Genomic DNA, 11,652 nt, shown 5'->3' on the forward strand with positions numbered 1-11,652 from the left:
CTTTCCGGTCACGGCTCGATAATCTTGCGGCTTCTCGTCCGGCCGCTCTGCCGTTAACATCGCCGCGATAACTTTTCCGTCTTCCGGAACCGGCGTGGACTGGGGCTTCTGACCCCGGCAACGGAACTGAACGCTCGTTACAACGACGACAACCGCACCCTGTATCCCCCGATCAGCCGAGAGAGATGTGTCCCTTGGAAAGGGGTTCCTTGAGGATTTCTCGGATAGATTGGCCCGGATCCGTGCGCCTGACGGCTACGGAAAGTAGCCAAAAATACGGCTCATCGCGTGTGCATGGCGGAGGACTGAAGCAATGAACAGCCGGCGAACCCGTTTAGGTTCCGCGATCGCGGTGATTTTGACGGTTTTAGTGCTTGTGCCGACAGCGGTGCTTTTCAGCCGAGTCTGGACCGACAACGCTGACCAGCGGGACAACACAGAACTCGAGAAGAAGGGCGTGGAGTACATCACTGCCCTGACTCCGCTGGTCAGCGCGCTGGCCGAGTCCCAGTCGACAGCTATCCAGGGCGTCGTCGAGGCGCCGCAGACGCTGGCGCCCGCGGTCGCCGGTGTCTCCGCGGTCGACGCCAAGCTCGGTGACCAGCTGCGCACCAAGGAGCGCTGGGCCGACATCAAGGACAAGATCAGCAAGCTGCCGAACGCCAACGGCACGATCAACAAGCTCAACGCGCACGTCGAGGTCACCGACCTGACCCTGGCGCTGTATTCCGCCGTGCAGCGCAACTCCCGGCTGACCCTCGACCCGGACCCCGACATCTCGAACCTGCAGCAGGCCGTGGCCCAGCACATGCCGGACACCGTGGTCGAGGTGAACCGGATGGGCGACTACGCCACCCTGCTGCAGAGCCTGCCCGCGGCCAACCGCGCGCCAGTGCAGGCGCAGTTCGGCTACGAGGTCATCGCGGTGCAGGATGCGGTCAAGCGGCTCACCGAAGCCCTGCAGGCAGCGGTCGACAACACGACGAGCGCGACGCTGAGCAGCAGCCTGGTGACCGCCCTGGACTCGTTCCGGCGCAACATCGAGCAGGTGGTCCGGGGAGCCGACCCGATCGGCGGCCAGGCCGCCGCCGCGACGATCACCACCGCGCAGACCACGCTGCAGGCCGCGCTCAGCAACCTGGCCGGCGTCACGCTGCGCGAGATGGACGGTCTGCTCGACGACCGGCTCGACTCGCTGAACTACCGCCGGGTCGAGGCCATCGTGATGGGCGCGCTCGCCCTGCTGTTCGTGGCCGGCGCCCTGACCTGGCCGGCCTTCGCGCGCCGCCGCGAGGCCGAGCCCGCCGCCACCCCGGCGGAACGTCCCATCGGCGAGTCCACTCGCGATGTCGCGCTCAACCGGCCCGGCGGCCCCCCAGGTCCGTACGGCGCCCCCGGCCCGTACGACCAGGCGCCCGGCTACGGCGACTTCGGCCCGACACGGCGGGAGCAGTCCGGTGCTCTTCGGTAAGTTCCGCATCCTGGGCAAGCTCGCCCTGCTGGTGCTCGTGCCCCTGCTCGGCGTCGTGGCGCTGAGCGTGCCGATCATCGTCAACCGCATCCAGGCCGCCACCGACGCGCAGAACACGTCGGACCAGGTGGCACTGGCCTCCCGCGTCGGCACCGCCGTGCAGGAGCTGCAAGAGGAGCGACTGCTCTCCGTCGGCTATCTGTTCCGGCTGGTCAGCCAGAACGACCTGGCCGTGCAGAGCGCCGCCGCCCGCGACGCCGTGGCCCGGGTGAACGACGGTGGCGACGCCGTGTCCCGCGAGCTGGCCCGCGCGCTGCGCAACACGTCCAAGCTGGAGATCACCCGGCAGAACGTGCTCAACCAGGCCATCCCGCCCAACACGATCGTCGACGACTTCACCAAGGTCATCACGCCGATCATCGGCGGGCTCGGGTTGTCGTCCAACGCCGACCTCAAGACCAGTGTCGGCCGGCAGATGTTCGCCCTCGAGCAGTCCCTGCTCAGTGACGACCTGATCAGCCAGGCGTCCGGCCACCTGACCGCGGCCGTGGTGCTCAAGGAGGAGGGCGCCCCGCTGATCGGCCTCTTCACCCAGTCGCTGATCCAGCTGCAGCAGGTCATCACCAACGCGCAGGCCTTCTTCTCGCCGACCCAGTACCGGCTCTACCTGGGCGCCCAGGAGGCGTTCTCGGCCCGGGTCGGTCCGCAGTTCCTCCAGGACGCCGCGACCAATCCGGTCGAGGCGATCGGCCGCCTGAAGATCGGGACGCTGTTCCCGTCGCTGCAGTCCGTGCTCGTCCTCGGCGGCTTCGTCGAGAAGCGCGTGGCCGCGGACGTGGACGCGATCGTGACCAACAACCGCGACACGGCCATCCGCGACGCCTTCCTCATCGGTGGCGGCTCGTTCCTGCTGCTGCTCATCGTGATCGCGCTGAGCCTGTTCATGGCCCGTGCGGTCGCCCGCCCGCTGCGCCGCCTCACCACCTCGGCCGACCGGATCGCCCGCGCCGCCGAGGCCGAGCTCGAGAGAGTGGCCGACGACGACGCCGAGTCCGTACGCCCGATCCGGCTGGACCCGGTCGACGTCGAGGCCCAGGACGAGATCGGCGACCTGGCCCGCGCGTTCGACCGGGTGCAGACCACCGCCGTCCGGCTGGTGGAACGGCAGGTCCTCGGCCGGCGCAACGTCGCCCAGATGTTCGCGCACGTCGGACGGCGTACGCAGAACCTGGTCGGCCGGCAGCTGGCGCTGATCGACAACCTGGAGCGCCGCGAGACCGACAGCGACCGCCTCTCCGAGCTGTACCGCCTGGACCACATGTCCAGCCGTCTGCGCCGGAACGCGTCCAGCCTCGTCGTGCTCTCCGGCGGCGCCGGCGCCAACGAGCACATCGCCCCGCTGCCGCTGCAGGACGTCGTCCGTCTCGCCCTGGGTGAGATCGAGGACTACACCCGCGTGGACATCGACGTCCCCGAGGAGATCGTGGTCGTGCCGGCCGTGCTGGCCGACCTGACCCTGCTGCTCGCCGAGCTGATGGAGAACGCCACCGCGTTCTCGCCGCCGCACACCCGCGTCGTGATCAGCGCGAACGAGCTGCGCGGCGGCGCACGCCTGGCCATCATCGACCAGGGTCTGGGCATGCCGCCCGAGCGCCTGGCCGAGGAGAACGCCCGGCTCACCCGACGTGAGCGTCTCGACCTCGCGCCCAGTGAGGTGCTCGGCCTGTTCGTGGTCGGCCGGCTCGCCCGGCGGCACGGTATCGAGGTCACGCTGACCGAGACGCCCGGCGGCGGCATCACCGCGTGGGTCGACCTCAACCCGTCGCACCTGATCGCCCGGGTGTCCAGCACGCCGGTGCCGGAGGTTCCGCCGTTCCCGTCGCTGACCGGCCCGGCCGGTCAGACGGCGTACCCGTCCTCCGAGTTCGCCCAGGTTCTGGCCGGTTCGGCGGCGCGGGCCTCGGTGCCCGGCAGCCAGCAGCCGTTCGACGCCAACGCCCTGCATCGCGCCACGCAGACCCTCGAGACCGGGCAGTCGTGGAACGCGTTCGCCCCGATCCGCGGGACCGCCCCGGCCATCGAAGGACAGGCCCAGCCGTACGCGGACCAGCCCGTCTACGACGCCGAGCCGGTGTACTCGCCGTACCAGCAGCCGGTCGCCTATCAGCAGCCCTCGTACCAGCAGCCGGCCTACCAGCAGCCCACCTATCAGGAGCCTTCCTACCAGCAGCCGGTCTATCAGGAGCCGGTCGCCTTCCAGCAGCCGGTCGTCACGCCCGACTACGACCTCAACGCGCCGGTCGCCGGGCGGGTGCCGGCCGCGATGCCGGAGCTGCCGGCCGCCGGTCCGAGCGCGTGGCACCAGCAGTCGGCGGAGCCGCCGCAGGCCACCTGGTCGGCCCCCGCGGTCGAGCCGCCTCCTTCCCGGCCGGCGATTCCGCAGCAGCGCACGAGCGAAGAGGACTACCGGTACGCACCGCAGGCGTACCAGCCGCCGAACGCTTCCCCGCAGCAGCAGCCGCCGCAGGCCGAGCCGCAGCAGCCCAGCACGGGCAACACCGGTCCGCTGCGCCGGCGGGTGCCGGGCAGCCAGCTTCCGGCCGAGAGCGCCACGCCGCTTCCCAGCCGGCCGCCGTCGCAGGACGACGCGGTGGCCGCCCGGGCCGCCTTCGACGACTTCGAGGCCGGTGTCAGCCGCGCCCAGTGGGATGTCGCCGAGACGAACATGGCCTCGCCGCCGTCGGCCGGACACGCTCCCCTGGCTCGCCGGGTTCCCGGCGCCACCCTGCCGCGGGACGAGCCGAACTATCCGCCGCCCGCCTCACCGAGCTTGCCTCTGGATCCGGACGCGGCCCGAGCTCTGATGGAACAGTTCGAGTACGGAGTCGCACTCGCGCTGAACGAAACTCAGCCACAACCCGAGGGACAACCGCGATGACTTCCCCCTACAGCACCGACACCGGCAACGGCTACGCCCAGTCCCAGCTGAGCGCCGAGGCCAAGACGTTCAACTGGCTGCTGGACTCCTTCACCTCCGGCACCGCCGGGGTGATCGAAGCCATCGCGGTGTCGTCCGACGGCCTGCTGATGGCGATGTCGGCGATCAAGGACCGGCCGAACGCCGAACGCCTGGCCGCGGTCGTCTCGGGTCTCACGAGCCTGGCCGGCGGCGCCGCGAGCTGGTATCGGCTGGGCTCGCTGAACCGCGTGATCATCGACATGGCCGACGGATATCTTCTGGTCACCGCGATCAGCGCCGGATCGGTACTCGGCGTGATCGCGGACCGCTCGGCCAACCTGGGCACTCTCGCGTACGAGATGACGCTCTTCGCCACCCGCGCCGGTGGCGCCCTCAGCCCCCGGTTGATCGCCGAGTTGAAGAACGCCGTTCAGCAATGACCTATCCGGACTCCGACGACCCGGCGTACCCGGCTCGGCCGAGTGTCCGCCCGTTCCTGCAGTCCGGCCCCTTCTCGGCCGGCGGTTACCGTCCCGCGACCCGGGACGAGGAGCCGCCGGCCGCGGAGCAGACCTCTGGCTTGCGCCCGTTCGTCATCACGTCCGGGCGCACCGACGGCACCGATCCCGACATCGGGATGGAAACCCAGGTGACCGCCAACCCCGCCGCCGGTCCCGTGCGCCTCTCCCCCGAGATGCGCGCCATCGTGGGCCTCTGCGGCGAGCCCGTCTCCGTGGCGGAGATCTCCGCCCGGCTGCGCCTGCACCTCGGCGTCACGCGCATTCTCGTCGGTGACCTGCGGGCCGCCGGCCAACTGGACGTCCACGTGCTGGACAACGAGACCCCTGACCCTGAGACCATCATGCGAGTGATCCGTGGACTTCGAGCAATCACCTGACCGCCACGTCGGCACGGCCGCGGTCGGCAGCGGCGACCGTCCGAAGAAGGCGCCCGTCCCGGTCAAGATCATCGTTGCCGGCGGCTTCGGCGTGGGCAAGACGACCACCGTCGGCGCCATCTCGGAGATCTCGCCGCTGACCACCGAGGCCGAGATGACCTCGGCCTCCGTCGGCATCGACGATCCGGGCCAAGCCAGCACGAAGACGACGACGACCATCGCGATGGACTTCGGCGTGCTGACCATCGACCAGACCCTCAAGCTCTACATCTTCGGCACGCCCGGGCAGTCCCGCTTCGCGTTCATGTGGGACGACCTGATCAAGGGCGCCCTCGGCGCGCTGGTGGTGGTCGATACCAACCGGATCGACGACTGTTATCCCGCCGTGGACTACTTCGAGCGCGCCGGGCTTCCGTTCGTCGTCGGCGTCAACACGTTCAACGGTCAAATGAGCTACAGCCTGGATGAAGTGCGCTGGGCCCTGGCCGTACGCGAGGACGTGCCGATCCTTTCGTTCGACGCCCGTTTCCGCGGATCGGTGCGGGATGCGCTGCTCGTGGTGCTCGATCAGGCCCTCGACAAGGCGATCCGGCAGAAGTCCTCGTACTCCTGACGGCGGGTGTGTGGCGGGTCGCGCAGATCGAGGTTCCCAAATCAGCCCCCGAGCGGGCAGAGTGGTAACCGGCGAGACCCGCTACGAAGGGACGATCAGGTGCGAGGCGGACTGGATGACGCTCTCGACAAGCTCGCGCGTCGCGACGAGCTGCGCCGGCGTGCCTCGGGTGAGGCCCCGTCGGCCACCCCTCCGGCCGTGACCGAGCTCGTCGAGGCGATCGCGGCGGTCGTCGCGCGCCATCCGGAGCTGGGTGTGAGCGTGGGCGTCGAGGGCGCCGGCGATCCGCTCCTGCTGCACTTCTATCTTTCCGACGGCCAGGTGCAGGTCAACGCGGAGAACGCGGCGGCCCTGGCTCCCGACGAGCCCGCTCCCCGGCACGCCGATTTCGACATCGAGGCCGACGACTCGGCCGAGCGGCCCTACTCCGCGGCCCCCTACTCGTCCGCCCCGGCCGGCAGCGACACGCGCCGGCTCAACCAGGACGACCAGGATCGCTTCGGCCCTCCGCCCCGGCCCGCCGACGACCGCTATTCCGCCGAGTCCGACACCGCCGAACGACGCTACGGCTCGTTCGAGTCCGCTCCGGCCGCGGCCGCCACTTCCGGCGCCGGCGCTCCCGACCTGCGTTTCCCGGCCCGTGATCCGGGCGAATCGTCGCGCGACCTGGGCGCTCGCCTGCGTGACCTCGGCATGGCCTCGCCCGGTCGACCGGCGGCCTACCCGCCCCACCCGTACGCGGCCACGCCGCCCCCGCCCGTGCCACCGGCCGCCACCGTGCCGCCGCAGCATCGCCCCCAGGGGCCCTCGCAGCATCGCCCCCAGGCGCCCTCGCAGAGTGACGCGACCCGCCGCATCCACCCCGAGCAGCACCGCGCGCCGGCCGAGCCGTCCGCGGCCGAGCGCGGCGTCCCCGCGCGCGGGCCGGTGCCCGAGCAGCGCGGCATGCCGAGCCCGCTGCCGCACCCGATTCCGTTGCAGGTCGAGAAGCCGGAAGAGACCGAGATGGCGGCCCGCCGGCTGGCCGCGCTGCTGCGCGACGACCCCTCTCTGCTCGACGGCCCTCGCGGCTGAAAATCGCACACCGTAATGTCGGCGTCGCAACGCTGAGCATGGTGAGGCTGCCCGGTTTTGTCCGTGGATGACGCGCCTGAGATGTCTGGGTTAGGCCGTTCGGCCAGTTTGCGTCGCCAGCCCTTGAATCACGCTCAGTAACTGAAATAGCGTTCGAGCCGTTCCCATTACGGCGCGTGACCTTCACCGGCTCGCGGCCGACCTGCGTACGCCTCGGAGAGTTCGATGTCGTTGCCCGAAGTCCACCTGGTCGCCGGCACCCCGGCCGAGGCCGTACGGTTGGCGCCGATCGCGCTGGCCATGCGCGAGCAGGGCCGTCTCAACCCGATTCCGGTGGCCACCGGCACCGACCCGGACACGGTCGGCACGACCCTCGCCGCGTTCGGCCTGACTCCGAAGATCACGCTTCCGGCGGGCGCCGACGACACCGAGACGATGCGCCGCTTCGACCAGATGTGGGCCGCCCGTACGCCGGCCGCCGTGGTCGTCCGGGACGGGCTTGCTCCCGCTCTCGCGGCGTACTGGCGGCGCGTGCCGATCATGACCGTGGACGCGGGCCGCCGCTCGGGCGAGCTCGGCTCGGTCTCGGCCGTCGAGTCGCAGCGGCGCATGCTGGCCCAGATCACCACCGTGCACCTGGCCGCCACCCCGCTGGCCGCGATGAACCTGCTCGACGAGCACGTGATCGCCGGCGACACCCTGCTCACCGGCGGAACCGCGCAGGACGCGGCCCAGCTGCTCGCGGCCAAGACGATTCTGGCCCGGCCCCGCGAGCGCCGTACGGTCGTGCTGGGCGTGCCCGCCGAACGGGCCGAGGCGATCGGTCCGGCGCTGCGTTACCTGAGCGCCCGCTACCCCGATCTCGAGGTCGTCCAGGCCGCCGGCACCGCGCCCGGCCTCGACCTCGCCACGCTGCTGACCCAGGCGTACGTTCTGGTCACCGACGACGAGGACCTGGTCGAGGAGGCGCTGGCCGCGTACTGCCCGGTCCTGATGATCGGCATGGCCGCCCGGCACGCCGAGGCGCTGCACGCGGGCAGTGCTCGCCTGGTCGAGCCCGACCCGGCGGCGATCAGCAGCGAGGTCGCCACGTTGCTCGAGACCCGGGTGCACCGCGATTCGATGGCGCTGTCCGGCAACCCGTACGGCGACGGTCTCGCCGCGTACCGCGTCGCCCAGGCCACCGCCGCTCTGCTCGGACACGGGCGGTTCCCCGACCCGATGCCCGCGAAGCCGGTGGCCGGTGTGGCCCGATGAAGGAGGAAACGTTGGACGTCGCGTCCTTCTGGACCCGCTCGTGGACCAGCGACGACCGGGTCGCGGTGCGGCAGATGCTCGCACCGGACGCCGAGATCGAATGGAACCTGGACGCACCGGTCGACGACGAGGAACTGGTGCAGGTGCTGCACCGGATCGCGGTCTTCGCCGACGGCGTGACCCTGGTCGGGCAGACCCGGGCCGAGGACGGCGCCGCGCTCATGTACGACCTGAAGGCGCCGTTCGGCACGGCCCGGATGGTGGAGTTCCTGACCATCGCGGACGGCCGGATCACCGAGGTGCGCCAGGTCTACGACGTGACCGCGACCGACCGCTTCTTCCCGGGCCTGTACGCGAACTGACTTACCGTTCGAAGCGGTCGAGCATGGCGAACAGGTTCACCCAGTGCCTCTGCTCGGCCTCCCGGTTGTACGAGGCGGTATCCGACATCGTGAAGCCGTGCGGCGCCCCCGAGTAGATCTCGGACTGGTACGTCACGCCGGCCTCGTCGAGCGCGCTCTCCAGCGTCTTGATCTGGTCGGCGGTCATCGACCGGTCGTTGTCGGCGTGGGCGAAGTAGACCTCGCCGCTCAACGCGCCGACGTGCAGGTGCGGGCTGTCCGGCTGGTCGGTGACCACTCCGCCGGCGTGGAAGCTCGCCACCGCCGTGATCCGGTCGGGGTGCTTCTCGGCCGCCACCAGCGCGTTGCGGCCGCCCATGCAGTAGCCGACGACCAGCACCGGCCCCTCGGCCGGCAGAAAGTCGAGATAGGCGGCGGTGTCGGCGGCGACCCGGTCGGGCGTCAGCTCGTGGATCATCGGCATGAGCCGGCCGAACGCGGCCCCGCGCTTCTCGTCGTCGGCCAGTTCCTCCGGCGAGACCAGCGGCGACGGGCCGCCGCGGTAGAGGATGTTGGGCGCCAGCACGACGAATCCGCGCTCGGCGATCCGGCCGGCCATCTCGGCGATGCGCGGGCGCAGGCCGAAAGCGTCCATGAAGAACAGAACGCCGGGGAACGGGCCCTCGCCGTCCGGCCGCACGAGATAAGCGTCGGCCGTTCCGTCGGTCGCAGGGATCTGCACGGTAGTGGTCTGCATGGGCGCGACGCTAACACCAAGCGGGGATTCATCCCCGGTCCGTCGTACCCTGTCACCCATGGCAGATCGACTGCGCGCCGACGCGCAGCGTAACCGGGCCGCCCTGATCGCCGCGGCTCGCGACGTCTTCGCCGAGCACGGCCTGGACGCCTCGCTCGACGAGATCGCCCGCCGCGCCCGGGTCGGCAACGCCACGCTGTACCGGCGCTTCCCGACCCGCCGCGACCTGATCGCCGAGGTCTTCGCGGGCCAGATGACCGGGTACGTCGAGCTGGCCGAGACCGCCCTGGCCGAGCCCGACCCGTGGGCCGGCTTCGTGGCCTACCTGACCCGTCTGTTCGAGATCCAGGCCACCGACCGCGGCCTGTCCGAACTGCTGGTGAGCAGCGGATTCGATGAGGACGAACGGCTCGCCGACCTGCTCGGGGCGGCTCAGCGCGGTGCGACCGAGGTGATCCACCGGGCCCAGGCCGCGGGCCGGCTGCGCGACGACTTCACCCGGCCGGACATCAGCCTGCTCATGCGGGCCAACGCCGGTGTGCTGCGCAGTTCGGCCGACCCCGGGGCCTGGCGGCGCTACCTCACCCTGGTCCTCGACGGATTGCAGGTTTTTAAGGATCTTTAAGGCTCAGCGCAAGACTGTTTAACACGCCGCGGCGAAGACTCGATTCCGCTCGAACCCCCTTCGATCGGAGTCACCCATGCAACGGAGTCGTCTGCGCCTGGCCGTCTACGCCTCGGCGGCGGTCCTCGCCGTGGCGGGCGGTGTCGGCGCGGCCGTCGCGGCCACCAACCCGACGACGAAGGCCGCGGGGACCCTGACCGCCACGTTCACCAAGGACAGCGACTGGGGCACCGGTTATCAGGCCCACTACACGATCGCCAACGGCACGGGCGCCGCGGTGAACGGCTGGCAGCTCGCGTTCGGGCTCCCGGCGAGCGCCAAGGTGGGCAGCTTCTGGGACACCGCGATCACCACCTCGGGCGGGGTCGCGACGGCCCGGAACCCCGTGTACGCCCCGACGATCGCGGCCGGCGCGAAGGTGGAGTTCGGCTTCATCGTCAACGGCAGCGGGGCGCCGACCACCTGCACGATCAACGGCGCGTCCTGCGGAGGCTCCTCGGTTCCGACCACCGCCCCGACGTCGGCGCCGCCGACGAAGCCCCCGGCCACGACGCCGACGACCGCTCCGGCCACCAAGCCGCCGACGACCGCTCCGCCGACGACTCCGCCCACCACGAAGCCGCCGGCCTCGACGGGCCGGGTGCTCGTGGCCCCGTACGTGGACATGGGTCTGCTCTCGAACGGCTCGGCCACGCTCGCCCAGCTCGGCGCGAGCGGCAACGTCAAGTCGTTCAGCCTGGCCTTCGTCACCAGCGCCGGCTGCAAGGCGAGCTGGTTCAACGCCTTCGATCCGCGGGCCAGGCAGTTCGCCGACCAGATCAACGCCGTACGGGCGAACGGCGGCGACGTGAAGGTCTCGTTCGGCGGCGCCACCGGCATCGAGCTCGCGCAGGCGTGCACCAGTGTGGCCGCTCTGCAGGCCGAATATCAGGCGGTCGTCAGCGCGTACCAGCTCAACTACATCGACCTCGACATCGAGGGCGCCGCGGTGGCCGACCCGACCACGATCGCCCGTCGCTCGGCCGCACTGGCCGCGCTGCAGAAGGCCAACCCCGGTCTGAAGATCTCGCTGACCCTGCCGGTGCTGCCCGAGGGCCTGACCGCGGACGGCCTCAACGTGGTGCGCTCGGCCAAGAACGCCGGTGTCGACCTCGACCTGGTCAACATCATGGCGATGGACTACGGCCGGGCCGGGCAGGACTACGGCGATCTGGCCATTCAGGCCGTGAAGTCCACCAAGGACCAGATCAAGTCGATCTACGGCAACAGCGACGCGGCCGCGTTCAAGATGGTCGGCGTCACCCCGATGATCGGCGTGAACGACGACAACGGCGTCTTCGGCCTGGCCGACGCGCGTGACCTGGTCGCCTTCGCCAACGCCAGCCACATCGGGTTCGTCTCCTACTGGGAGGCCAACCGCGACAAGAACGCCTGCAACGGCGCGCTCTTCCAGTGCACGAACATCGCCCAGGCGCCGTTCGACTTCAGCAAGATCTTTGCCGGCTTCACCGGCTGAGTCCTTTCTCCATCCCCTGAAAGGAAACGGCGGGGGGCCCGGGGCCCCCCCCCCCGGGGGCCCGGGGGGGGGGGGGGGCAAAAAAAAAAGGGAACCCCCGGCCGCCCCGGGGCCGGGGGGGGGGGGCCCCGGGCCCCCAAA

General features: G+C 70.6%; 11 protein-coding genes. 10 read left to right on the top strand and 1 reads right to left on the bottom strand.

What is annotated here, in order from left to right; all coding sequences use genetic code 11:
* Positions 1–457: 457 nt before the first annotated feature.
* The 8 genes from ACZ3I4_RS40305 to ACZ3I4_RS40340 all read left to right on the top strand — a co-directional run bounded on the left by ACZ3I4_RS40305 (position 458) and on the right by ACZ3I4_RS40340 (position 8,634).
* Positions 458–1,471: a hypothetical protein gene (locus ACZ3I4_RS40305; RefSeq protein ID WP_465387382.1), complete on the top strand. Its 1,014-nt coding sequence runs from the start codon at positions 458–460 to the stop codon at positions 1,469–1,471.
* Positions 1,458–4,409 carry a sensor histidine kinase gene (locus ACZ3I4_RS40310; protein ID WP_465387383.1) on the top strand — a complete coding sequence of 984 codons (2,952 nt, stop codon included), beginning with the start codon at positions 1,458–1,460 and terminating at the stop codon, positions 4,407–4,409. Before ACZ3I4_RS40305 ends, ACZ3I4_RS40310 begins: the two co-directional genes overlap by 14 nt.
* Positions 4,406–4,870, top strand: a complete 465-nt coding sequence (locus ACZ3I4_RS40315; protein WP_133874038.1) for a roadblock/LC7 domain-containing protein — start codon at positions 4,406–4,408, stop codon at positions 4,868–4,870. The genes ACZ3I4_RS40310 and ACZ3I4_RS40315 overlap by 4 nt, the downstream gene beginning before the upstream one ends.
* Positions 4,867–5,328, top strand: coding sequence for a DUF742 domain-containing protein (locus tag ACZ3I4_RS40320; protein ID WP_465387384.1), 462 nt, complete (start codon positions 4,867–4,869; stop codon positions 5,326–5,328). Before ACZ3I4_RS40315 ends, ACZ3I4_RS40320 begins: the two co-directional genes overlap by 4 nt.
* Entirely contained in the window at positions 5,306–5,941 is a 636-nt protein-coding gene (locus ACZ3I4_RS40325) for a GTP-binding protein (protein WP_465387385.1), read from the top strand. The genes ACZ3I4_RS40320 and ACZ3I4_RS40325 overlap by 23 nt, the downstream gene beginning before the upstream one ends.
* Positions 5,942–6,040: 99 nt before the next feature.
* Complete coding sequence (locus tag ACZ3I4_RS40330; RefSeq protein ID WP_465387386.1) at positions 6,041–7,015, top strand: hypothetical protein; 975 nt, start codon at positions 6,041–6,043, stop codon at positions 7,013–7,015.
* A 225-nt stretch (positions 7,016–7,240) separates the two neighbouring features.
* Positions 7,241–8,272 carry a UDP-N-acetylglucosamine 2-epimerase gene (locus ACZ3I4_RS40335; RefSeq protein WP_465387387.1) on the top strand — a complete coding sequence of 344 codons (1,032 nt, stop codon included), beginning with the start codon at positions 7,241–7,243 and terminating at the stop codon, positions 8,270–8,272.
* Between the two features lie 11 nt (positions 8,273–8,283).
* On the top strand, positions 8,284–8,634 hold the full coding sequence (locus ACZ3I4_RS40340) for a hypothetical protein (RefSeq protein WP_465387388.1): 351 nt from the start codon (positions 8,284–8,286) through the stop codon (positions 8,632–8,634).
* Position 8,635: 1 nt separating this feature from the next.
* Here ACZ3I4_RS40340 and ACZ3I4_RS40345 read toward each other — a convergent pair whose 3' ends face one another.
* Positions 8,636–9,370: a dienelactone hydrolase family protein gene (locus tag ACZ3I4_RS40345; RefSeq protein ID WP_465387389.1), complete on the bottom strand. Its 735-nt coding sequence runs from the start codon at positions 9,368–9,370 to the stop codon at positions 8,636–8,638.
* A 58-nt stretch (positions 9,371–9,428) separates the two neighbouring features.
* Here ACZ3I4_RS40345 and ACZ3I4_RS40350 point away from each other — a divergent pair, with 58 nt between their 5' ends.
* Together ACZ3I4_RS40350 and ACZ3I4_RS40355 are read left to right on the top strand one after the other, a co-directional pair.
* Positions 9,429–9,995 (top strand): TetR/AcrR family transcriptional regulator, encoded by a 567-nt coding sequence (locus ACZ3I4_RS40350; RefSeq protein ID WP_465387390.1) that lies wholly within the window; start codon positions 9,429–9,431, stop codon positions 9,993–9,995.
* 76 nt (positions 9,996–10,071) lie between these two features.
* Positions 10,072–11,511, top strand: a complete 1,440-nt coding sequence (locus ACZ3I4_RS40355; protein WP_465387391.1) for a cellulose binding domain-containing protein — start codon at positions 10,072–10,074, stop codon at positions 11,509–11,511.
* The last annotated feature ends 141 nt before the right edge of the window (positions 11,512–11,652 follow it).

The sequence above is a fragment of the Actinoplanes sp. NPDC021490 genome (genome assembly GCF_055562135.1).

Bases quoted from the DNA above. Each gene is read 5' to 3' on its own strand.
- ACZ3I4_RS40315 (WP_133874038.1), top strand. From the start codon at position 4,406: ATGACTTCCCCCTACAGCACCGACACCGGCAACGGCTACGCCCAGTCC.
- ACZ3I4_RS40320 (WP_465387384.1), top strand. From the start codon at position 4,867: ATGACCTATCCGGACTCCGACGACCCGGCGTACCCGGCTCGGCCGAGT.
- ACZ3I4_RS40335 (WP_465387387.1), top strand. From the start codon at position 7,241: ATGTCGTTGCCCGAAGTCCACCTGGTCGCCGGCACCCCGGCCGAGGCC.
- ACZ3I4_RS40345 (WP_465387389.1), bottom strand. From the start codon at position 9,370: ATGCAGACCACTACCGTGCAGATCCCTGCGACCGACGGAACGGCCGAC.
- ACZ3I4_RS40350 (WP_465387390.1), top strand. From the start codon at position 9,429: ATGGCAGATCGACTGCGCGCCGACGCGCAGCGTAACCGGGCCGCCCTG.
- ACZ3I4_RS40355 (WP_465387391.1), top strand. From the start codon at position 10,072: ATGCAACGGAGTCGTCTGCGCCTGGCCGTCTACGCCTCGGCGGCGGTC.